General features: G+C 69.7%; 18 protein-coding genes and 2 pseudogenes. 9 read left to right on the forward strand and 11 right to left on the reverse strand.

All coding sequences use genetic code 11. The features are described 5' to 3' along the window. Positions 1–153: 153 nt before the first annotated feature. Positions 154–1,370 (reverse strand): annotated as a pseudogene (locus CP969_RS02075) (IS256 family transposase). A gap of 477 nt (positions 1,371–1,847) precedes the next feature. After that, positions 1,848–3,072, reverse strand: a protein-coding gene (locus CP969_RS02080; RefSeq protein WP_223887145.1) for an IS3 family transposase whose coding sequence is annotated in 2 segments (ribosomal slippage) — positions 1,848–2,741 and positions 2,743–3,072 — 1,224 coding nt in all. Because the reading frame shifts where the segments join, the coding sequence is not laid out codon by codon here. 31 nt (positions 3,073–3,103) lie between these two features. Between CP969_RS02080 and CP969_RS02085 the strand changes: the two genes are divergently transcribed. Next, the gene (locus tag CP969_RS02085; RefSeq protein ID WP_016828129.1) at positions 3,104–3,460 is read left to right on the forward strand and encodes a hypothetical protein; all 357 of its coding nucleotides are present in this window, start codon (positions 3,104–3,106) and stop codon (positions 3,458–3,460) included. On the opposite strand, the gene CP969_RS02090 is transcribed toward CP969_RS02085, so the two are convergent. After that, positions 3,450–4,270, reverse strand: a protein-coding gene (locus CP969_RS02090; RefSeq protein WP_086019047.1) for an IS5 family transposase whose coding sequence is annotated in 2 segments (ribosomal slippage) — positions 3,450–3,916 and positions 3,916–4,270 — 822 coding nt in all. Because the reading frame shifts where the segments join, the coding sequence is not laid out codon by codon here. The genes CP969_RS02085 and CP969_RS02090 overlap by 11 nt on opposite strands. 638 nt (positions 4,271–4,908) lie before the next feature. After that, positions 4,909–5,322, reverse strand: a complete 414-nt coding sequence (locus CP969_RS02095; RefSeq protein ID WP_026085513.1) for a hypothetical protein — start codon at positions 5,320–5,322, stop codon at positions 4,909–4,911. A gap of 106 nt (positions 5,323–5,428) precedes the next feature. On the opposite strand from CP969_RS02095, the pseudogene CP969_RS02100 reads away from it, so the two are divergent. After that, a pseudogene (locus CP969_RS02100) lies at positions 5,429–6,188 on the forward strand (transposase). A 160-nt stretch (positions 6,189–6,348) separates the two neighbouring features. Here CP969_RS02100 and CP969_RS02105 read toward each other — a convergent pair. The 7 genes from CP969_RS02105 to benA all read right to left on the reverse strand — a co-directional run bounded on the left by CP969_RS02105 (position 6,349) and on the right by benA (position 15,737). After that, complete coding sequence (locus tag CP969_RS02105) at positions 6,349–7,656, reverse strand: benzoate/H(+) symporter BenE family transporter (protein WP_016828125.1); 1,308 nt, start codon at positions 7,654–7,656, stop codon at positions 6,349–6,351. 66 nt (positions 7,657–7,722) lie between these two features. Next, positions 7,723–10,524, reverse strand: a complete 2,802-nt coding sequence (locus CP969_RS02110) for a helix-turn-helix transcriptional regulator (RefSeq protein ID WP_016828124.1) — start codon at positions 10,522–10,524, stop codon at positions 7,723–7,725. After that, positions 10,517–11,899 carry an MFS transporter gene (locus CP969_RS02115; protein WP_004993298.1) on the reverse strand — a complete coding sequence of 461 codons (1,383 nt, stop codon included), beginning with the start codon at positions 11,897–11,899 and terminating at the stop codon, positions 10,517–10,519. Before CP969_RS02115 ends, CP969_RS02110 begins: the two co-directional genes overlap by 8 nt. Before the next feature lie 147 nt (positions 11,900–12,046). Further along, positions 12,047–12,823 (reverse strand): benzoate diol dehydrogenase BenD, encoded by a 777-nt coding sequence (benD, locus tag CP969_RS02120; RefSeq protein ID WP_016828123.1) that lies wholly within the window; start codon positions 12,821–12,823, stop codon positions 12,047–12,049. Then, positions 12,820–13,872: a benzoate 1,2-dioxygenase electron transfer component BenC gene (gene benC, locus CP969_RS02125; protein ID WP_026085511.1), complete on the reverse strand. Its 1,053-nt coding sequence runs from the start codon at positions 13,870–13,872 to the stop codon at positions 12,820–12,822. Before benC ends, benD begins: the two co-directional genes overlap by 4 nt. An 18-nt stretch (positions 13,873–13,890) precedes the next feature. Continuing rightward, complete coding sequence (gene benB, locus CP969_RS02130) at positions 13,891–14,397, reverse strand: benzoate 1,2-dioxygenase small subunit (RefSeq protein ID WP_016828121.1); 507 nt, start codon at positions 14,395–14,397, stop codon at positions 13,891–13,893. Then, positions 14,394–15,737 carry a benzoate 1,2-dioxygenase large subunit gene (gene benA / locus CP969_RS02135; protein WP_004993294.1) on the reverse strand — a complete coding sequence of 448 codons (1,344 nt, stop codon included), beginning with the start codon at positions 15,735–15,737 and terminating at the stop codon, positions 14,394–14,396. Before benA ends, benB begins: the two co-directional genes overlap by 4 nt. A gap of 241 nt (positions 15,738–15,978) precedes the next feature. Between benA and CP969_RS02140 the strand changes: the two genes are divergently transcribed. From CP969_RS02140 to CP969_RS02170, 7 genes are read left to right on the forward strand one after another with little or no spacing between them, the layout of a single operon-like run. Further along, a complete protein-coding gene (locus tag CP969_RS02140; protein ID WP_016828120.1) occupies positions 15,979–16,878 on the forward strand; it encodes a LysR substrate-binding domain-containing protein in 900 nt (299 codons plus the stop codon). Further along, positions 16,875–17,978 (forward strand): mandelate racemase/muconate lactonizing enzyme family protein, encoded by a 1,104-nt coding sequence (locus CP969_RS02145; protein WP_004993292.1) that lies wholly within the window; start codon positions 16,875–16,877, stop codon positions 17,976–17,978. Before CP969_RS02140 ends, CP969_RS02145 begins: the two co-directional genes overlap by 4 nt. Before the next feature lie 32 nt (positions 17,979–18,010). Further along, positions 18,011–18,865 (forward strand): catechol 1,2-dioxygenase, encoded by an 855-nt coding sequence (gene catA, locus CP969_RS02150; RefSeq protein WP_016828118.1) that lies wholly within the window; start codon positions 18,011–18,013, stop codon positions 18,863–18,865. A 6-nt stretch (positions 18,866–18,871) separates the two neighbouring features. Then, positions 18,872–19,168: a muconolactone Delta-isomerase gene (catC, locus tag CP969_RS02155; protein WP_026085510.1), complete on the forward strand. Its 297-nt coding sequence runs from the start codon at positions 18,872–18,874 to the stop codon at positions 19,166–19,168. Then, the gene (locus tag CP969_RS02160; RefSeq protein ID WP_016828116.1) at positions 19,165–19,923 is read left to right on the forward strand and encodes a CoA transferase subunit A; all 759 of its coding nucleotides are present in this window, start codon (positions 19,165–19,167) and stop codon (positions 19,921–19,923) included. The genes catC and CP969_RS02160 overlap by 4 nt, the downstream gene beginning before the upstream one ends. Beyond that, entirely contained in the window at positions 19,923–20,567 is a 645-nt protein-coding gene (locus CP969_RS02165; RefSeq protein WP_016828115.1) for a CoA transferase subunit B, read from the forward strand. Before CP969_RS02160 ends, CP969_RS02165 begins: the two co-directional genes overlap by 1 nt. Continuing rightward, the gene (locus CP969_RS02170) at positions 20,564–21,769 is read left to right on the forward strand and encodes a thiolase family protein (protein WP_016828114.1); all 1,206 of its coding nucleotides are present in this window, start codon (positions 20,564–20,566) and stop codon (positions 21,767–21,769) included. Before CP969_RS02165 ends, CP969_RS02170 begins: the two co-directional genes overlap by 4 nt. Positions 21,770–21,785: the final 16 nt, after the last annotated feature.

Genomic DNA, 21,785 nt, shown 5'->3' on the forward strand with positions numbered 1-21,785 from the left:
CGACTGTCGGCCACTCCGCTGACACGAGCCTGTCGGCGTACAAGTGGACGTGCGCCACCTCGCACGGAGTGCTTTGTAGGTGAGTTTCGGGAACGTCGGTCACGCCCGCTGGAGTGGTGTATCGACGGCCACTCGGTGATCTCGTCTTCGAGGCTATGCGGTGAGTTCGGTGGGCAGGGTGGTGTCGTCGGTTTCTGACTCGATCGGGTGGAGGCGGGCCTTGGCGAGAAGTTCGCGGCCCATGTAGCGGCGGGCCTCGGTCCACTCGTCGTTCTGCTCGGCCAGGACCGCGCCGACCAGCCGGACACGGTGGTGCGGTCGGGGAAGATGCCGACCACGTCGGTGCGGCGCCTGATCTCCTTGTTCAGCCGCTCCTGCGGGTTGTTCGACCAGGTCTGCCGCCAGATCTCCCGCGGGAAGGCCATGAAGGCCAGCAGCTCGTGCACGGTCCGCAGCAGGGTCGCCCCCCTCCCCCAGCCTCCGGCCGGGGGTGCCCCCAGGCTGGGCCGACTTGGGGACCCGGCTCAGCAGATTGCGGGCGATGGGGGTACCGCCCGCGCCCGTTCAGGGCGTGGGGAAGGGTCCGGCGGCGCTGCCAGGAGGGGCACCGGGCAGGCTCGCGCCGATCGCGTCGACCAGGCCGCGTGGGCGTCGGAGACGACCAGCTGGACGCCGGTCAGGCCGCGGGCGATCAGCGAGCGCAGGAGGGCGAGCCGGCCGGCGCCGTCCTCGGCGGTGGCGACGTCCAGGTCGAGGATCTCGCGGTGGCCGTCGGCGTTGACGCCGACCGCGATCAGGGCGTGGACGCCTGTGATGCGGCCGCCCTCGCGGACCCTTCTGGGGCAGGGCGTCGACCCGGACGAACGAGTACGGGCCGGCGTCCAGGGGGCCGGTTGCGGGAGGCGGTGACCTGTTCGTCCAGGTGCCGGGCCATCGCGCTGACCTGGGACTTCGGCAGCTGGGTGACGCCGAGGGACCCGGCGGGTTTTTCGACCCCGCGGGTGGAGACGCCCAGCAGGTAGGCGGTGGCGACCACGCTGATGAGGGCCTGCTCGGCCCGGCGGCGGCGTTCCAGCAGCCAGTGCGGGAAGGAGCTGCCCTGCCGCAGCTCGGGGACGGCCGGTTCGACCGTCCCGGCGCGGGTGTCCCACTCGCGCGGGCGATAGCCGTTACGGTGGTTGACTCTCTCGTCGCTGACCTGCCCGTATTCGGCGTTGCAGAGGGCGTCGGCCTCCGCCGACATGAGGGCGTCGGCGAACGTCTTGATCATCGCGCGCAGCAGACCGGGACTCTCCCCGCAAGCGGGGGGACCCCCAGGCGAGGTTCTCCTCGGCGAGGGCGTGCAGGGGCAGACTGTCGGGTGCGGTCATCGTGCTGATCTCCTTCGGGGCTTCGACACTTCGAAGATCAGCCGGTGGCCGTTCGTCTATGCGGGCACCATCCCGATGCCGGAGCAAACCCCCGGATCAGCTCGGCCCCGTACACCACTTCCCAGGACGCAACCGAGGCCCCAGCTGTGATCTGCCAGGGTCCGCTCCCAGCACAGCCACGGCAGGCACGAGGCTCGGTGTTGGGTGGATTCCAGCGGTCGTCGCGCACTTTGCCTGGCGTGATGAGCGTGGTGTTTCAGTCGCAGGTCATGATCTTGCGGCCGTCTCCAGTGCTGCTGTCCACTTCGTCGGTATGTCCGCCAGGCCGGGGAGAGCCGCGTCCGTTACAAAGTGCACGCTGGTCGTGGCGGCGCAGCTGCATGAGATGAGCGACAGGGGATGGTGCAGCGGGAGTCAGGTAAACATCCGTACGGAGGTGACCGGGGGGACTGCTGCATGATCGGGTGACAGCGGGGTTTATGCAGCCAGAGCCGCGGATGGGGTCATGACGGTCTCGTACTCGACGGGGGTCGATCGGGCCAGGCGTTTCTGGCGCCGGCGCCGGTGGTAGGTGCGCTCGATCCAGGTCACGATCGCGATCCGCAACTCCTGGCGGGTGGCCCAGGTGCGGCGGTCGAGGACGTTGTTCTGCAGCAGAGCGAAGAAGCTCTCCGTCGCGGCGTTGTCACCCGCCGCACCGACCCGGCCCATCGAGCCGGTCATACCGTGACGGACGAGAGCGGAGACGAACTTCCGCGACCGCAACGGCGAGCCGCGGTCCGAATGCACTACGCACCCGGCCACCTGGCCGCGGCGGGCGACGGCGGACTCCAGCGCGGCCACGGCGAGGCGGGACTGCATCCTCGAGTTGATGGAACAGCCCACGATGCGACCCGAGAAGGCGTCCTTGACGGCGCACAGATACAGCTTGCCCTCGCCGGTGGGGGGCTCGGTGATGTCCGTGAGCCACAGCCGGTTCGGCCCGTCGGTGGTGAAGTTGCGGCGCACCCGGTCATCGTGGACCGGCGGACCGGCCTTGGCGTTCTTGCCGCGGCCCCTTTGCTTGCCGAAGGCACTCCACCAGCCGTTGTCCCGGCAGATCCGCCGGGCGGTCCGCTCGGACATCGGCTCACCCGCCGCGCGGGCCTCGTCGAGCAGAAACCGGTGACCGGACTCGGGATCGTCACGGTGAGCGTCGAACAGCGCATTGGCCCGGTATGCCTCGGTCAGCTCGGCGTCGGTGACCGGGCAGGCCAGCCACCGGTAGTAGGGCTGGCGGGCCGGCCCGAGCACCCGGCACGTCACCGCCACCGGCACCCGGTGAGGGGCATCGGCGGCGGCCAGCTCGCGGACGAGCGGGTACATCATTTTGCGGCAGGCTCGCCTGCGACAGATACGCCGCAGCCCTCCTGAGCACCTCGTTCTCCTGCTCCGGCAGCCGGATCCGTTTGCGTGCCTCGCGCAGCTCGGTCGACTCACCCGACGCCGTTGCGGGCCTGGCGCCGCCCTCGTCGGTGTCGGCGCGGCGCAGCCACTTGGAGAGTGTGATCGGATGGACGCCGAAGTCGGCGGCGATCTGTTCCAGGGTGACGCCGGGCTCGCGGTTGCGCGCGACCCGCACGACGTCCTCGCGGAACTCCTTCGGATACGGCTTGGACCCTGCAACATCCTTCCAGGCCGACTCTAAAACGTCGTTTCTTATGGCTGTCGGAGCGGCATGAGAGCCTCCGGTCATGAGCTATGACCTTGCTGTCTGGGAAGGCGAGAGGCCGGTGGATGACAAGACCGCCGGCCGGGTCTTCAGCGACCTGTACGACCGCTACATCGACAGCGAGGCGGAAGAGCCTCCGTCCGAACGCATCGCGGCCTACGTCGCCGCACTGCTTGAACGGTGGTGCGACCTCACCGAGGACGACGATGACACCTCTCCTTGGTCGACTGGGCCGTTGATCGGAGAAGCCAGTGGTTCGCTGATCTACTTCCCCATGCGGTGGAGTATGGCCGAGGAGGCGTCGGCCTACGCGGCAGCCGTCGCGGAGTCCATGGGGCTGGTCTGCTTCGATGTGCAGCAGGACCGGCTCAGGCCGTGAGCAGGGTGTTCAGGCGGCGGTAGCCGATCAGGGTCACTGCTATGCCGACGAAGGCGAGGAAGTGTTCGGCCTTGCGCTCGTAACGACGGTGGAGCCTTCGGCAGCCGGCCAGCCAGGACACGGTTCGCTCGACCACCCAACGATGCCGGCCCAGCCGCTGCGAGGGCTCGATGCCCTTGCGGGCGATGCGGTGGCGGATGCCGCGCTCGCGGAGCCATCGGCGCAGGTGGTCGTAGTCGTATCCTTTGTCGGCGTGCAGTTTCGCCGGCTTCCGGCGCCGGGGCCCGCGGCGGGAGCGAATGGGCGGGATGCCCCGGACGAGCGGCTCCAGGCCCTGGCTGTCGTGCATGTTCGCGCCCGAGATGCCCAGGGACAGCGGCAGTCCGTTGCGGTCGCAGATCAGGTGGATCTTCGATCCGAGTTTGCCGCGGTCGGTCGGATTCGGTCCCGTCAAAGGCCCCCTTTTGCCGCCCGCAGACTGACCGAGTCGATCGCACACCGCGACCAGTCCAACTCGCCTCGTGCTCCGAGTTCGTCGAGGATGACCCGGTAGAGCCGGGCCCAGACCCGGTCCCGGCTCCACTGGGCGAACCGCCGGTAGACCGTCTGCCAGGCCGGCCCGAACACCGGCGGCAGTTGCCGCCAGGTGCAGCCCGAGGTGGCCACGAAGATGATCGCGGCCAGGCACTCGCGGTCACCGGCCCTCCGTTTGCCGCCGCCCTGCGGGCGTATGACCTGCGTCGGCGGGACCACCCGCCGAAACAGCGTCCACAACTCGTCCGGTACCAATCGCTCGACCAGATCCGTCATGTACGGCTCAACGAGCGATCACACCATAAGAAACGGCGTCTGAGCACCGGCTCGGTCAGCTCCCAGCAGGCATCGGGCAGACCACTTGGGTACGGACGGCGCTCGGTCTTGGCCTGGACATATCGCCGGGTGAGGTCGTGCGCCCAGGCGTGCATCACAGACAGCGGAAGTACTTACCACGCAACGGGCGTGCGAATCTAAGAAAATATCGCAAAAATTACACCGAAGACTGTCCCGAAAATCCCTAGAATAGTTGCCATTACACCAACAGTCTTAAATGTTGACGGCACTCTAACATCGCCCTGCGCCAAGTTGATAGGTGATTCTACCAATCGATCACGGAACCCGCGATGGTTTGTTGCCAGTGCCAAACCAAAGGCAAGGCAAGAGATCCCAAGGAGCAGTGGGACAATGAACATAGAAAATACCTTTACTATGGTTGAAGTGACGGCCGCCGACCTGAGATTTACTAGCTCCCCGACCGGCGACACAAGGATGTTTTTCAGCTGCAGCCCAGCCGCTTTGAACATCCCCAAGTATGGTTAACGCCTGTTCCCATTCCTGCCTTAATACCGACTCCGCCGCCCACCTCGGTGGCCCGCGCTAAGAGTTGTCCCGTAACTCCACGAGGCTGAGGGTCATGCTGTGTCAGGGCCGGTGCTGATGGCACCGACCGAGCGAAGCGAACGCCCGAGGTCTCCGGTGAGGATGCGGGGGTGTCGCCGCCACCACCACAGGTCGGGGCCGGGCAGCCTGTGGAACTGCTCGAGCGCCTGGCCCTCGTCGTCGACGGTCGCCGCCTTGTACCGGTCGTCCAGAGCTTTGATCTGCGGGGTCCAGAGCCGCACGATGTAGTCGTCCAACAGGATCCACGCCTCGTGCAGCCAGTTTCGGCAGTAGAGGTCGTTGGTGTACTCGTAGACGTCGTCGCCGTAGCCGCGCTCAATGACGCCTACCACGGCGGCCCACGCGTTCACCCTTTCTGCGACCGTGAATGCCGTCCGCCAGCCGCGCTGGTGCAGCAGCTCTCCCACCTCGGTCTCCGTAGCCACGGACGGGAGGATCCCACGCGGATCCCGTCCGGGCGACCGATATATGCCCCGCCGGAGGCTGCGGCCCGGAGCATGATCAAGGTGAGACGATCTCACCGCGGCTGGTGTGATCACGGCGTCGGAACCCTCCTGGATAGACCCGTTCACCGGGCTGAGCCCGCGGCAGTTCGGAAAGCTCGTGACCGCGTTGCGGCGGAAGGGCGCCGACCCGGTGCGCAAAGGCCGCCCCTGGGGCCTGCCGCTGCAGGACGGAGTCTTGCTGGTGGCCGCGTACTGGCGGACGAATCTCACCCTGCGGCAGCTGGCCCCGCTGTTCGGGGTCTCGAAGTCCGCCGCGGACCGGATCATCGCCCACCTCGGGCCATTGCTCGCCCTGCAGCCTCGCAAGAGGTTCCGCAGGAACACCGTGCTGATCGCTGACGGCACCCTGGTCCCCACCCGTGACCACACGATCGCGGAGCGGTCGAAGAACTACCGGTACTCCACCAATCACCAGGTCGTCATCGACGCCGGCACCCGCCTGGTCGTCGCCGTCGGCCGGCCGGTCCCGGGGAACCGCAACGACTGCAAGACATGGGAGCTGTCCGGCGCGAAGGACGCCGTCGGCCGGACCATCGTGATTGCTGACGGTGGCTACCGGAGCACTGGCCTGATCATCCCCCACCGCCGTGCCCCGGCCGGGCCGAACTTCCGGCCTGGAAAGAGGAACACAACGCCTCGCACCGCAAAGTGAGGGCCCTCGTCGAGCACGCCTTCGCCCGGATGAAGAGCTGGAAGATCCTGCGCGACTGCCGGTTGAAAGGCGACGGCGTCCACCACGCCATGCTCGGCATAGCCCCCTCCACGACCTCATCGTCACCGGCTGAACCGCGAGCAGGCAGGTCAGCAAGCACGGCCGTGATCAATTACGGGACAACTCTTACTCCAACTCGCCTGCAGCATCATCTGCTTGAGACGCCTCCGAACCTCATTCTGAAATGATCAGTAAGGGTCAATAGAATTGACTCGCCCACTACCCCGGGCCGTTCACGACGGCCCGGTCGTCGCTTGCCGGAAGTCGGCCGGTTCCAGCAGGCGGCTGACCACCAGCCCGGCAAGCAGGCCCCAGAACGCCGGCCCGATGTTCAGGAGTTGAACGTCCGCGATCGTGACCAGGAAGCTCACGAGTGCGCCGAAGGTGCATCCGGAGCTGAACGCCGAGGTGAACGCGGACCTGAGGGCCGGGAGCATCGCCAGACCTCCGAGGGCCGCGACGAAGGCCTCCGGCATCGCCGTCATCATCCGTACGAAGCCCGGGGCCAGGAGCCCGAAGACGACGGCCAGAAGACCACAGAGAATGCCCGAGGTGTATTGCCTCGTGCGCCGGCCGGACGCGGTCAGCAGGGCGTTCGTGGGACCGGTGAGGCATGTGGACACGGCCCCCACGACGGAGGCAAGGAGGGACCAGACGCCACAGGCCACCGTGGCGATGTTCATGGGCGGCCGGTGGCCGACGGCGGTCAGTACTGCCATGCCCTGACCGTTCTGCACCACAAGCACGGTGATGGCCAACGGCACCACCAGTTCCAGCATCGCGCCCGAGGACCACTGCGGTGCCTGGACCACCGGCGCCGCCAGCCAACCCGCGCCGGGCACCGCCCGAACGTCCCCGGCGACGGCGACGGCCACGGCGCCCACAAGCAGTGCGCCGAGCACCGGCGGCATCCAGCGGCCGGCATTCGCATGGGCACTGAGCAGCAGGAACGCGGCCACCATCGGCACGGCAAGGACAGCCTGTCCCTCCACCGCCCGCACCAGATCCGTACCGAACTTGAGGAAGACCCCGGCGACCATCGCCATCACGATCGGCATCGGCAGCCAGGACATGACACGGTGCACGGAGCCGGTCAGTCCGAGGAAGAGGATCAGCACGCCGGTGACGACGTACGCACCGATGACTTCCGGCCACGTCAGATGGTTCAGGGACGTCCCGACCACCACGGTTCCGGGGATGGTCCAGAAGAACGCCAGCGGCTGACGGTAGAACCAGCAGGCAAGCATGGTCAGCAGACCGTTGAGGAAGAACACGCCGAAGATCCACGAGGCGATCTCGGCCTGTGAGAGCCCGCCGCGGGCGCCTTCGGCCAGAATCACGGCGACCGGCCCGGTCATCGAGAAGACCGCCGCGACCACACCGTTCGCCGCATACAGGGCACCGAAGTCCTCGGCGACGCGCCGCGGCCCCAGCGGAGGCCAGACGGGACGTTCGAAGCGGTGCTCACCGTCCTTTCGCTGCGGCAGGACCGAGCGCCCGGCGACCTCGGCACGGGGGGTGGGGGCGGAGTCGGACGGCACAGTTCTCCTCACTCTCGTTGCTCGCCTTGGTTCGCCCGGGACGACATGGGCCCGAGCGGACGCAGGTCAGTCCTGCGCCGACATCTCCCGGAAGCGGGCCGCCAGCTCGCTGCGCGAGCGGATGCCGAGCTTGGAGTAGACGTGCGTCAGGTGGTACTGGACGGTCTTGACGGAGATGAAGAGCTCCAGGGCTGCCTGCTGGTTGGTGGCGCCGTTCGCGACCAGGCGGGCGACGGCCTGTTCCTGCGGAGTGAGGCGGGCCAGGCCGGGGGTGAGACGGGCGGTGTGCAGGCCGCCGGCCTTGAGTTCGCGGTCGCAGCGCTCGACGTAGGTGCGGGCGCCGAGCGCGGCGTAGGCGTCGCGGGCGTTCTTCAGGACGGTGTCGGCCTCGCGGCGCTTGCCGGCGCGGCGCAGGGTTTGGCCATAGGCGAAGTTCACCCGGGCGCGGTCGTAGGGAAGGGGGAGATGTTCGAGGTGGGCGAGGGCCTGCTCGAACTCCTTGCGGGCTGTGTCGATGTCGCCCCGGGCTGCGGTGAGCCGGCCGCGGGCCAGGCCGAGGCGGGCCATGGCGGAGCGGCGGACACGACGGGCGGCCAGGTCCTCGTGCGGTGCGAGGAAGGTGTCGGCTTCGTCGAGGCGGCCGGTCATCACCAGGGCGTTGGCGTACACGTCGGGCCAGGACCAGAAACCCGGCTCGCCCACCGACAGCCGCTGGGGCAGGTGGACGAGCGGTACCAGGGCTTCCACGACGCGTTCGTAGTCGCCGCGCGCCTCGGCGACCTGGGCTCGGGCCAGGCAGGACGGGACCAGCATGACCTCGTAATGATGCGGGGCGGCGTGGGCCTCGCCCACGTGGTGCTCCGCGGCCTCCCAGTCGCCCCGCAGGGCGCGGATCTGCGCCCCGGTCCAGTGGACCAGCGGACGGCACAGCTCGATGCGTACCTCGGCAAGGTGAACGGCGGCCCGCTGTACGGTCTCCAGGGCTTCCGGCCAGGCGCCGAGTGCGAACTGAGTGCGGGCCAGCCAGCCCTGCGCCCACAGGGAGATACGGGTGGAGCCCATCCGGTAGCCCGTGGGCACGGCCGCTTCGAGCCTGCGGCGGGCGTCTTCCGGGGCGTCCAGGGCGATGTCCACCCAGCCGCGGCCGAGCTGGAAGCGCTGGGACTGCGCGCCACCGGGAAGTTTCGCGGCGGCCGTCTCGTAGGCGGCCAGCGCTTCGTCGGCTCGTCCCGTGGCGGCCAGGCCGAGCCCGAGCACCGCCTGCGACTCGATGGCCGAGGGGTCGTCTGGGTCCGCCAGCTCGACGGCCCGGCGGGCCCAGGCGACGAGGGCGCGGCCGTCGAAGCGGCCGAGTGCGTGCAGGACGCGCCGCTGGCAGATCCTGGCCATCAGGTCGGTGTGCCGCGCCGACTCGCAGCGTTCCCAGGCCTGGGCCAGGAAGGCGTCGGCCTCGGCCGGACGACCGCGCATGATGGCCAGGTAACCGAGGACGGCACCGCGCAGGATGTCCGCGGGGAAGCTTTCCAGTTCCGCGGCGAACGCCGTGGCCTGGGGCACGTCGCCGGCGCCGATCATCGCGTCGACGGCGCGCAGCAGCCGGTCCTCCCGCACGGCTCGCACGGTGCTCAGGCGGCCGGCCCGCACCAGGGTGTCGGCCACGGCGGACCACTCGCCGGCGGAGGCGCGTTCGGCGGCGTAGGCGTCGAGTTCGTCGGCCAGCGCGTCGTCCGCCGTGCTGGTGGCGGCGACCCGGTGCGCAAGCCGACTGCCGCGGTCCGCGGTGACCTCGACGGCGCGGTGGTGCAACTCGGCGCGGTGGGTGAGCGGGATACCGGTGAGGACGGCAGCCCGGACCAGAGGATGGGTGAAGGACAGCTGGGCGCGTCCGGGGTCGATGGTGGCGGTGAGCAGCCCTGCCGCTCGTGCTTCGTCGACCGCGGGCAGGGCGTCGGCGACGCCGGCCAGTTCGGTGGCCTCGGCGAGCGAGGCGTCGTCGCCGAGGACGGAGCACGCCTGCACCAGCCGACGGGCGCTCTCACCGCATTGGGCGAGCCGATGGCGGACGGCCGCGGCGTAGCGGGTGGGCGCGGGCAGTTCGGGCCGCCAGTCGTGCCAGGTCTCGCGGGGCAGTTCGCGCAGCAGCTGCGTGAGGTGGCGGGGGTTGCCCCGTGTGTGGCGGCACAGGTGGCGGGCTGCGGGCAGGTCCAACGTGAGTCCGTGGACCTCGCGGGCGAGCGTCCGGACGTCCTCGGCGGTCAGTGGTCCGGGCCGTACGGCGGTGTCCTGGCAGCCGTCGAGGAACTCCAGGGTCCGCAGGGCCGACAGCGGCAGATCCTCGTGCGCTCTGCACATGTCGTACAGCTCGTACGGTTCGTCCCGTGCGATCAGGAGGACGAGCACCCGCTCGTTCGACATCCGGCGCACTGTCGACCGGATGGCGCGCAGGCTCTCCGCATCGGCCCAGTGGGCGTCGTCGACGATCACCACCAGTGGCTCCGTCTCCTGCGCGGTCGTCCACTGGCGGAGCAGGATCCGGGAGGTGCCGAGTACGGCGTCCGGGGCCGTAGGGTCGGGCAGAAACGTGCCGTTTCCGCAGGCGCGGACGAGTTGGTCGGCGACGCCGAGCGGCAGGTCCGACTCCCACGCGACCCCGGTGACGCGCAGCACCCGCGGTGCGGAGCCCTCGGTGCGACCGCGCCAAGCTGTCAGAGCCTGCTCCACCAGGGCCGTCTTGCCGATGCCGGCCGGTCCCTCGACCAGCACCAGGGCGGGAGCCCCCGCGCAGGCGGAAGCCATCGAGCGGGTCAGCGCGGCGACCTCGCCGACCCGCCCGATCAGGCTTCGCTGCAGCCCAAGGCGGTCATTCATGGGCGAGCACGCTAGCACCGTCGGCGGCCGGTGACGCGGGGGCGCCGGTGGCCGCGGTGGAGGGGGACGGTTCGGGTGCCTGACGGGGGACGAGGCAGGTCACCAGGGTGCCGAGGACGGCGACGCCGGCGAAGACGTGGAAGGCGTCGCGCGGGGAGAGTCCCGAGCTCATGAGCGCCCCGCCCACGAGGGGGCCGCCGATGCCGCCGAGTCGGCCGAATCCGGCGCACCAGGCGACTCCGGCCGCGCGGGCCACGGTGTCGTAGTAGGTGGAGACGAAGCCGTAGATGAGGACCTGGGTGCCGATGGTGCCCACACCGGCGGTCGCGATCAGGGCCAGCAGGACGCCGAGCGGCAGCCCGAAAGTGAGCAGGCCCAGGGAGACGGCGGCCAGCACGAATGTCGTGGCGATCACCGGCCGCGGGCCGAGTCGGTCGGCGGATCGGGAGGCGATCAGGCCGCCGACGATGGCACCGCCGTTGAGGGTGAGCAGGAAGAGGAGGGCGTAGGACTTCCCGAAGCCGCTCTGTCCCATGATCTCGGGAAGCCAGGTGTTCAGGGCGTAGGTGAGCAGCAGGCCCGAGCAGCTCATGAGGCCGAGCAGCAAGGTGGCCCAGGCGTAGCGGCGGGTGGCGAGGGCGGCGTAGCCCACCTTGGCCTTCTTCTCGTTCTCGTCCGGGGTCGTCTCGACTACGTCGGGGAGCGGTACGCCCGTGCGATGGGCCACGTCACGTGCGCGTACGGCGTCCCCGCGGGCCAGCAGCCACTTCGGCGACTCCGGCAGCCGCAGCACGGCGAACGGAAGGAGCAGCACGAGGGGTGTGGCGCCGAAGAGGAACAGCAGGCGCCAGCCGTCTCCCCCGGGCGCGAGCAGCGCCAGCAGGGCCGCGAGCACACCGCCGGCGGGGACCCCGCTGTAGACGATCGCGTTGTACGTGTTGCGGCGGTGGGGCGGGGCGAACTCGGCGATCAGCGCGCCGGCGGTCGCCACCAGCGCGCCCACCCCGATGCCGGTGAGGAAGCGCAGGACGCCGAAGACGGTCATGTCGGTGGCGAACGCGCTCAGTCCCATGGCGATCGAGAACCAGGCGATGCCGCCCAGCATGACGCGGCGCCGGCCGATGTGGTCACCGACGGCGCCGGCGATCAGGGCGCCGATCATGACGCCGATGAGGGCGTACGAGCCGAGGGCGCCGGCCTGGGCGGGGGTGAGGTGCCCGATCTGGCTCGGGTCGCGGAGGAGGACGGGGACGACCGTGCCGTAGACGACGAGGTCGTAGCCGTCGAAGACGAGGGTGATGGCGGTGATGGCGACGATCCAGCGCAGGGTGGCGCGGTGCCGTGGATCGGTGGTTCTGAGCTGCGGAGTGTTCATCGGGGGACCCCGTGTTCGTGTGAGTGGACGGGTGCGTCCCCGCTGCCCGGCCGCGCGAGGGAGAGGGGGCCGGGCAGCGGCGTGTGGGGAGGTGGTCTGCATCGATCGGGTGAGGGGAAGCAAGGGTGCGGGGGGTGGGAATGACGGTCAGCCGAGGTCGCCGCCGGCCACGGGGAGCACCGTGCCGGTGATGTAGGACGCCTCGTCGGAGGCGAGGAAGCAGATCGCCGCGGCCTGCTCGTCGAGCGTGCCGTACCGCTTCAGCAGGGAGGAGGCGAGGGTCTGATCGATGTGCGCCTGGAACCACTCCTCCTCCCGCGCGCTCCTGGGCGGCGGCGTGCCCCGGGAGATGCGGCGCGGCGGCGCCTCGGTGCCGCCCGGTGCCGTCGCGACCACGCGAATGCCGGCGTCGGCATACTCGAAGGCGAGCGACGCGGTGAGCGCGTTGATGCCGCCCTTGGCCGCGGAGTACGGGATGCGGTGGATGCCGCGGGTCGCGCACGAGGAGACGTTCACGATCACACCGCGCCCTTGCCCCGTCATGGCGGGCAGCGCCGCACGGCAGGAGAACAGGGTGGTCAGCAGCGAGCGGGTGATCTCCGCCTGGATCTCCTCGGCCGCAAACTCGGTGAACGGCTTGAAGTTGATCGCACCGCCCACGTTGTTGACCAGGACGTCGATGCGCCCGTGCCGCTCAAGGGCGGAGGCGACGGCCGTCTCCGCGCCCTCGTACGACTCGAGGTCGGCGGTGACGGAGTGCGCGCCGAGTTCGGCGGCGGCCTCGTGCACCAGCTCGGACCGGTCGACGAGGGTCAGCTCGGCCGACTCGGCGGTCAGACGGCGGGCCACCGCGAGGCCGATGCCCTGGGCTGAGCCGGTGACCACCACCTTCTTGCCCGCGAACCGGTCGTCGTGGACGCTCATGCCGCCTCCGCCGTCTGCCGCGGTTCGCGAACGGTGGCCGGGGTGAACTTCTCGTGGTGGAAGCTCGCCGGGGTCACACCGAGGGCGGTGATGTGGCCGCGTACCGCCTCGACCATGGCGGGCGGCCCGCACAGGTAGACGTCCACGTCCCCGTCGTGCAGCGTCGAGGAGTCGATCAGCCCGGTGACGAAGCCCTTGTTGCGGGCTGTACTGGCCGGGTCGGCGACGCAGTGGTCGAAGCTGAAGCCGGGGATGACCTTCGCGTAGTCCTCCAGCGTGTCCAGGTGGACGAGGTCCTGGTCGGTGGTGACGCCGTAGAGCAGGTGGACCGGATGGGCCGGCGGCTGCTGGGCCATGCGTTCCAGCATCGACAGCAGGGGCGCGAGGCCGGTGCCGCCCGCCAGGAGCAGGGCGGGGCGGGTGAGGTCGCGCAGGTAGAAGCTCCCCATGGGGCCGGTGAACTCGACGCGGTCACCGACGCGGGCCCGCCCGGTCAGGTAGCCGGACATCGCGCCGCCGTCGACGATCCGGACCAGGAACGAGATCTGCCGCTGGGCGGGGCCGGAGCTGAAGGAGTACGAGCGGGTCTGGTCGGTGCCGGGGACGGCGATGTTGACGTACTGGCCGGGCAGGAAGTCCAGTGCGTCGCGCTCGTCGAGGTCGAGGGTGAACTCGATGGTGGTGGCGGAGTGGCGTGTGAGGCCGGCGACGGTGGCGGTGTGGGTCGCGGCCCCGGTCTTGGCGGCGGCCGAGGAGGAGGGGATGCGCAGGACGAGGTCGCTGTGCGGGGTCATCTGGCAGGGCAGGCAGTAGCCGGCCGCCGCCTCGTCGTCGGTGAGCGCTTCGTCGATGTAGTCGCCACCGTCGTAACTTCCTGACTCGCACAGTGACTTGCAGGTGCCGCAGGCACCGTCACGGCAGTCGAGGGGGATGTTGATCCGGGCCTTGTAGGAGGCCTCGGCGACGGTCTCGTCCCCACGGCACTCGATGAACCGGGTGATGCCGTCCTCGAAGTTCAGGGCGACCTGGAAGGACATGCGGGAGCTCATTTCAGCGGTCTCGGGGGCTCAGATGTGGTAGATGTCGACGACGTGGTGCACGTAGTCGTTCTTCAGGACGACCTTCTTGCGCGTGATGAGCGGCTCGGGCCCCGACAGGTCGAGGGTGTAGTACGACGTGCCGAAGTACGTGTCGACGGCCTGGTAGCGGTAGTAGAGCGTGAACCAGTTGAAGCGCACGTCCACCGTGTCGCCGTCGCGGCCGGTGACCTCGACGTTGGTGATGTTGTGACCGGTGCGCGGCTCGGGCAGGCTGGTCGCGCTGGAGCGGTCGGTGCGGATGCGGAAGACGCGGTCCTCCAGGCCGGCCCGGCTCGGGTAGTAGATCAGGGAGATCTCGCGCTGTGGATCGCGGGTGAGCTCGTCGTCGTCCGCCCAGGCCGGCATCCAGAACTCGGCGTCCGGGTGGTAGCACTCCAGCCACTTCTCGAACTCGCGGTCGTCCAGGTATCGGGCCTCGCGGTAGAGGAACTGCCGGATCTCCTCCAGCGTGAACTGTTCGGTCACCGTGGTCACTTCGCCTCCTTCAGGGCCTTGCGCAGGGTGTCGAGCCAGTAGCCGTGCTGGATGGAGTAGAGGCCCTCGTCCTCGGTGCGCACGCCGCTGGCGACCGGGTTGATGCCGATCTTCTTGGCGTCCTCGTCGGGGCCGTCGATCTGGTGCACGGCACCGCGGCTGAGGTCGTTCCAGGGCATGGACTCGGCGAGGTAGGTCTTCTGGCAGGAGCGGAACTCCTCCAGGTCGTCCGGGGTGGCCATGCCGGTGGCGTTGAAGAAGTCCTCGTACTGTCGGATGCGGCGCGCGCGGGCCTCGGCCGGCTCGCCCTTGGGGGCGATGCAGTAGATGGTGACCTCGGTCTTGTCGACGGAGATGGGCCGGAAGTGCCGGATCTGCGAACTGAACTGGTCCATCAGGTACACGTTGGGGTACAGGCACAGATTGCGGGAGACGCCGATCATCCAGTCGGCCCGCTCGGGACCGACCCGCTCGACCAGTTCGTCGCGCTTGTCGTGGAGGGGCCGGTTGGCGGGGTCGAGCCACTTGGTCCACAGCAGCAAGTGGCCGTGGTCGAAGGAGTAGAAGCCGCCCTTCTGCTTGGACCAGCCGCCCGCGTCCATCGTCTTCGTGTCGTTCTTGGACTCGCCGGAGGTGCGGCGGGCCTGGGTGGCGGCGTAGTTCCAGTGGGTGGCGGAGACGTGGTAGCCGTCGGCGCCGTTCTCCGCCTGCAGCTTCCAGTTGCCGTCGTAGGTGTAGGTGGAGGAGCCGCGCAGCACCTCCAGCCCCTCCGGCGACTGGTCGACGATCATGTCGATGACGGCCGCCGCGTCCCCCAGGTGCTCGGTGAGCGGCTTGACGTGCGGGTTCAGGCTGCCGAAGAGGAAACCCCGGTAGGACTCGAACCGGGCGACCTTGGTCAGGTCGTGGGAGCCGTTCTTGTTGAACTGCTCGGGATAGCCGGCCTCGCGCGGGTCCTTCACCTTCAGCAGCCGGCCGCTGTTGCTGAACGTCCAGCCGTGGAAGGGGCAGGTGAAGGTGGTGCGGTTGTCGGTCTTGCGGCGGCACAGCATCGCGCCGCGGTGGCTGCACGCGTTGATCAGACAGTGCAACTCGCCCTGTTTGTCACGGGAGATGACGACGGGCTGACGGCCGATGTACGTCGTGAAGTAGTCCCCGGCCTCGGGGACCTGACTCTCGTGCGCGAGGTAGACCCAGTTCCCCTCGAAGATGTGCTTCATCTCGAGCTCGAAAAGCTCCTCGTCGGTGAAGACACTGCGCCGGACCCGGTACACACCGTTGCCCGGGTCCTCCACGAGGGCGTCTTCGAGGATGGTCCGCGCACGGCTGAAGTCGGCCATGTTCCCGTCCCTTTCACCTCGACCGAGCCGGCCGACCTGGTCGGCGGCTTCGTTTCCATTGCTTTGCAGCACCATGACAGCGCGGTGAAGAGTCGGCCCCAGACATTCCCCCAGGGTTGACCCAGGGGGGTATTGATATCTCCGTCGTCTCAATACCCTCGAACCAGATATTTGTGGGCTATGGGGTTCGCTCCCTACGCTGAAGCGCATTCGAGGGCCCCGAGAGGAAAGGGGCAGCCCGATGGAACTCAGGCACCTTCGGTATTTCGCGGCCGTCGCCGACACATGTCATTTCGGGAAGGCCGCGGAACGCCTGCACATGGCCCAACCCCCGCTCTCCCAGGCCATCCGCCGCCTGGAGACGGAACTGGGCGTGGACCTGTTCACCCGCACGACCCGGCAGGTCGCCCTGACCGCCGCCGGCGAAGTGTTCCGCACCGATGTGGAGCGCATCCTCAAGGCCGTCGACGAGGCGGTGGCGAGGGTCGGGCGTTTCGCCTCGGGGCTGGAAGGGGTGCTGCGGGTCGGCCTGACGGGCTCCGCCTCGTACCGGCAACTGCCCGCACTCGCCCGGCTGCTCAAGCGCGAGATGCCGCACGTGATGATGGAGGTGCACACCGAGATGCTCACGCCCGCCCAGGAACTCGGGCTGATCGAGCGGCGCCTCGACGTCGGCGTCCTGCGCCCGCCGATCCGTCAGGAGGGCATCACCCACCGCCCGCTCGCCGACGAGCGGCTGGTCGTCGCCGTGCCCGAGGAGCACTGGCTCGCCGAAGCCGACACGGTCCGCGTCGAGCAGCTGCGCCACGAGGACTTCATCATGTACGGCGCCGCGCTCGGCTCCGTCGTCAACGACGCCGTCGTCCGCAGCTGCCTCGCCTCCGGCTTCTACCCGCACTGTGCCTACGAGGTCACCGAGACCTCGGCCGCCCTGGCCTTGGTCGCCGCCGGGTTCGGCGTGGCCGTCCTGCCCGACTCGATCCGCTCCGCGCCCCGCGAGGGCGTGGCGTGCAAGGACATCGAGGACGCGCTGTCCGTCCCACTGGTCCTGGCCTGGCGCGCGGAGGACGACTCCCCGCTGCTGCGGAACCTCCTCGAGGTGCTGGAACGCCATGACGTATTTCTCGAAGGAGCGGCATGAAAATCGTCCGAGTGGAGGCAATTCCCTTTGCCATTCCTTATGCGAAACCACTGAGATTCGCCAGCGGTGAGGTGCACACCGCCGACCACGTCCTGGTCCGGGTGTACACCGACGAAGGACTGGTGGGCACCGCGGAGGCGCCGCCCCGCCCGTACACCTACGGCGAGACCCAGGAGTCGATCGTCGCGGTGATCGACAAGATCCTCGCGCCGCAGATCCTGGGACTGACGGCGCTGGAGCGGGAGGCCGTGCACGCCCGGCTGGACCGCACCGTGGGCAACCCGACCGCCAAGGCGGCGATCGACATGGCCCTGTGGGACATCCTCGGCCAGGCCGCCGGGATGCCGGTGTCCGGACTGCTCGGCGGCTACACCGACCGCATGCGGGTCAGCCACATGGTCGGCTTCGCCCCCGCCGACGAGATGGTGACGGAGGCCGAGCGGATCCGCGACACCTACGGCATCACCACCTTCAAGGTGAAGGTCGGCCGCCGTCCCTACACCGAGGATGTCGCCGCCTGCCGCGCCCTGCGCGAGGCGCTCGGAGACGACATCGAGTTGTACATCGACGGCAACCGGGGCTGGAGCGCCGCCGAATCAGCCCGCGCGCTGCGGGAGATGGCCGATCTGGGGCTGCTCTTCGCCGAGGAACTCTGCCCCGCCGACGACGTGCTCGGCCGGCGCTGGCTGGTCGCGCAGAGCCCGGTGCCCTTCATCGCCGACGAGAGCGCCACCCGTACCGGCGAGGTGACCCGCGAACTCCTCGGCGGCTCTGCCACCGCCATCAGCATCAAGACCGCCCGCACCGGCTTCACCGCCTCCCAGCGCGTGCTGCACGAGTGCGAGGGACTCGGTGTGGAGGTGGTCATGGGCAACCAGATCGACGGCCAGATCGGCACCCTGTGCTCGGTCGCCTTCGGCGCCGCCCACCGCTGGTCCACCCGGCACGCCGGCGAACTCTCCAACTTCCTCGACATGACCGACGACCTCCTCACCGAGCCGCTGCGCATCAAGGACGGCACCCTGCGCGTCCGCGAGGGCGCCGGACTCGGCATCGCCATCGACCCCGAGAAGCTCGACCGCTACCGCAAGGACCGCTGAACCCCCATTCCTCCTGAGAAGACGGGACGATCATGACTGACACCACCATCGAGCAGGCCACCGCCGCCAAGTCCGGAGCCGCCGCCACCGAGCAGTTCCGCAGTCGGCGGGCCGCCGGTGCCGCCGGGTCCGACACCGAGCGCGTCGACACCCTCGTCACCGAACTGCTCACCGCCGCCCACGACATCGTCCGCCGCCACAAGGTGACCTACGAGGAGTACAACGCCCTCAAGGCATGGCTGATCCAGGTCGGCGAGGACGGTGAGTGGCCGCTCTTCCTGGACGTCTGGGTCGAACACGTCGTCGAGGAGGTCGCCAACGAGAGCCGCGAGGGCAGCAAGGGCACCATCGAGGGTCCGTACTACGTCCCCGACTCGCCCCGACTGCCCGCCGAGGCGACCCTGCCCATGCGGGAGAACGAGGCCGGCACCCCGCTCCTGTTCCAGGGCCAGGTCAGGTCGGTCGACGGCACCCCGCTGCCCGCCGCCAAGGTGGAGATCTGGCACGCCGACGACGACGGCTTCTACTCCCAGTTCGCGCCGGGCCTGCCCGAGTGGAACCTGCGCGGCACCGTCGTCGCCGACGAGACCGGCCGCTTTTGGATCCACACCGTTCAGCCCGCGCCGTACCAGATCCCCACCGACGGCGCCTGCGGCAGTCTGATCGCGGCGGCCGGCTGGCACGCCTGGCGCCCGGCGCACCTGCACCTGAAGGTCTCCGCGCCGGGCCACCAGCTCATCACCACCCAGCTCTACTTCAAGGGCGGCACGCACGTCGAGAACGACATCGCCTCCGCCGTGAAGCCCGAACTCATCCTGGACCCGAAGCCGACCGGCAAGGGCGACAACCACGAGGTCACCTACGACTTCGTTCTCGACAAGGCGTGATCGACCGTGCTCTTCGCCGTACGTATGGACGTCGCCATCCCGCGTGACCTCGACCCCGAGGTCCGCGGGGACCTGGTGGCCCGTGAGAAGGCCTACTGCCAGGAGCTGCAGAAGAGTGGTGAGTGGGTGCACATCTGGCGCTGCGTCGGGCAGTACGCCAACATCAGCGTCTTCGACGTCGCCGACAACGAGGCGCTGCACCGCATCCTGTGGAACCTGCCCCTCTTCCCCTACATGACGATCGAGGTCACACCCCTGGCCCAGCACCCCTCCGACCTGACAGCCGGCGAGGTCGTGGCGTGAGGGACAAGGTGGTGGCCTCCGCCGGGGAGGCGGTGGCCGACGTACCGGACGGTGCGTCGCTGGCGGTGGGCGGTTTCGGGCTGAGCGGTGTGCCGGACGTGCTGATCCGGGCGCTGCACGAGCGCGGGGTCGGCGGCCTGTCGGTGGTCTCCAACAACTGCGGGGCGCTGGAGTCCGGGCTCGCGGTGCTGCTGGCGGCGGGGCGGATCGCCCGGGTGACCGGTTCCTACATCGGCGCGAACAAGGAGTTCGCCCGGCAGTACCTGGCCGGGGAGCTGGAGGTGGAGCTGATCCCGCAGGGCACGCTCGCGGAGCGGCTGCGCGCGGGCGGGGCCGGCATCCCGGCCTTCTACACCCCGGCCGGGGTGGGCACGCAGGTCGCCGAGGGCGGACTGCCCTGGCGCTACGACGGGAACGGCGGGGTGGCGCTGGCCTCGCCGCCCAAGGAGGTGCGCACCTTCGACGGGGTGGAGTACGTGCTGGAGCGCGGCATCCGCACCGACTACGCCCTGGTGCGGGCGGCGCGGGGCGACCGGCACGGGAACCTGGTGTTCAACAAGTCGAGCCGCAACTTCAACCCCCTCGCGGCGATGGCCGGGCGGGTCACCATCGCCGAGGTGGAGGAACTGGTCGAGCCCGGCGCCGTCGACCCCGACGCGGTGCACCTGCCGGGCGTCTTCGTGCAGCGGGTGGTCGCGCTGACGCCCGGGCAGGCGGCCGACAAGAAGATCGAGCGGCGGACGGTGAGCGGCTGATGGCCTGGACACGGGAGCAGATGGCCGCGCGGGCGGCCCGCGAGCTGCGGGACGGCCAGTACGTCAACCTCGGCATCGGCCTGCCCACGCTCATCCCCAACCACCTCCCGCCCGGTGTCGAGGTGGTGCTGGAGAGCGAGAACGGCATCCTGGGCACCGGCCCCTACCCCGCCGAGGACGCCGTCGACCCGGACCTGATCAACGCCGGGAAGGAGACCGTGACCGTCCTGCCGGGCGCCTCCTTCTTCGACTCGGCGCTGTCCTTCTCGATGATCCGGGGCGGGCACATCGACGTCGCCGTCCTCGGCGCCATGCAGGTCTCCGCGCGCGGGGACCTGGCCAACTGGGCCATCCCCGGCAAGCTGATCACCGGGATCGGCGGGGCCATGGATCTCGTCCACGGCGCCCGCACGGTCATCGTCGTGATGACCCACACCGCCAAGGACGGCTCGCCGAAGATCCTCGCCGAGTGCACGCTGCCGCTGACCGGCAAGCGTTGCGTGGACCGGATCATCACCGACCTCGGCGTCCTCGACGTCACCGACGACGGACTGCTGCTCGTCGAGACCGCACCCGGCGTCACCGTCGAGGAGATCACCGTCAGGACCGACGCCGAGCTGACCGCCCTGGAGGGCCTGAAGTGAAGGACGTCTACCTCGTCGATGCCGTGCGCACCCCGATCGGCCGCTACAACGGCGGCCTGGCCTCGGTGCGCCCGGACGACCTCGCCGCTCATGCGCTGCGTGAACTCCTCGCCCGCACCCCTCAGTTGGACCCGGCCAGGATCAAGGACGTGTACTTCGGCAACGCCAACGGCGCCGGCGAGGAGAACCGCAACGTCGCCCGCATGGCCGCGCTGCTGGCCGGCCTGCCCACCACGGTGCCGGGCGTGACCGTCAACCGGCTGTGCGCCTCCGGCCTGGAGGCGGTCATCCAGGCCGCCCGCGCCATCGCCGTGGGCGATGCCTCCATCGCCGTGGCGGGCGGCGCGGAGTCCATGACCCGGGCCCCGTACGTGCTGCCCAAGTCGGACCGGCCGTTCCCAGCCGGCCACGCCGAGCTGCACTCCACCACCCTCGGCTGGCGCATGGTCAACCCGAGGATGGACCCGCAGTGGACGATCCCGCTGGGCGAGTCCGCCGAGCTCATCGCCGACAAGCACAAGATCAGCCGTGAGCAGCAGGACGAGTTCGCCCTCGCCTCCCACCAGAAGGCGGCCAAGGCGCAGGCCGAGGGCCTGTTCGACGCCGAGCTGGCTCCGGTGACGATCCCGCGGCGCAAGGGCGACCCGGTCGTCCTCGCCGCCGACGAGTGCGTACGGCCCGACGCCTCTCTGACCGCGATGGCCAAGCTGAAGCCGTCCTTCCGCACGGACGGAGGCACGGTCACCGCGGGCAACGCCTCCCCGCTCAACGACGGAGCCGCCGCCCTGCTCCTGGTGGACGAGGAGGGTCTGAAGGCCACCGGCCGCGAACCGCTGGCCCGGATCTCGGCCACCGGCGTGTCCGCCACCGACCCGCACTACTTCGGGCTCGCCCCCGTCGAAGCCGTCAACCGCGCGCTCGCCAAGGCCGGCAGGACCCTGGCCGACCTGGACGTCCTCGAACTCAACGAGGCCTTCGCCGCCCAGGTGCTGGGCTGCCTGGCCGAGTGGCCCGAGTTCGACCCCGCGATCCTCAACCCCCGGGGCGGCGCCATCGCTCTCGGCCACCCCCTGGGCGCCTCCGGCGCCCGGCTCGCCGGCACCGTCGCCCACCAGCTCGCCCGCAGGGGCACCGGCATCGGCGTCGCCACCCTCTGCATCGGCGTCGGCCAGGGCCTCGCCCTCGTCCTCGAACGCCAGTAACCCTCCAGGAGCCCGC

The sequence above is a fragment of the Streptomyces viridosporus T7A genome (genome assembly GCF_008704515.1).
Classification (GTDB): domain Bacteria; phylum Actinomycetota; class Actinomycetes; order Streptomycetales; family Streptomycetaceae; genus Streptomyces; species Streptomyces viridosporus.

Bases quoted from the DNA above. Each gene is read 5' to 3' on its own strand.
- CP969_RS02085 (WP_016828129.1), top strand. From the start codon at position 3,104: ATGAGCTATGACCTTGCTGTCTGGGAAGGCGAGAGGCCGGTGGATGAC.
- CP969_RS02110 (WP_016828124.1), bottom strand. From the start codon at position 10,524: ATGAATGACCGCCTTGGGCTGCAGCGAAGCCTGATCGGGCGGGTCGGC.
- CP969_RS02115 (WP_004993298.1), bottom strand. From the start codon at position 11,899: ATGAACACTCCGCAGCTCAGAACCACCGATCCACGGCACCGCGCCACC.
- benD (WP_016828123.1), bottom strand. From the start codon at position 12,823: ATGAGCGTCCACGACGACCGGTTCGCGGGCAAGAAGGTGGTGGTCACC.
- benC (WP_026085511.1), bottom strand. From the start codon at position 13,872: ATGAGCTCCCGCATGTCCTTCCAGGTCGCCCTGAACTTCGAGGACGGC.
- benA (WP_004993294.1), bottom strand. From the start codon at position 15,737: ATGGCCGACTTCAGCCGTGCGCGGACCATCCTCGAAGACGCCCTCGTG.
- CP969_RS02140 (WP_016828120.1), top strand. From the start codon at position 15,979: ATGGAACTCAGGCACCTTCGGTATTTCGCGGCCGTCGCCGACACATGT.
- CP969_RS02145 (WP_004993292.1), top strand. From the start codon at position 16,875: ATGAAAATCGTCCGAGTGGAGGCAATTCCCTTTGCCATTCCTTATGCG.
- catA (WP_016828118.1), top strand. From the start codon at position 18,011: ATGACTGACACCACCATCGAGCAGGCCACCGCCGCCAAGTCCGGAGCC.
- CP969_RS02165 (WP_016828115.1), top strand. From the start codon at position 19,923: ATGGCCTGGACACGGGAGCAGATGGCCGCGCGGGCGGCCCGCGAGCTG.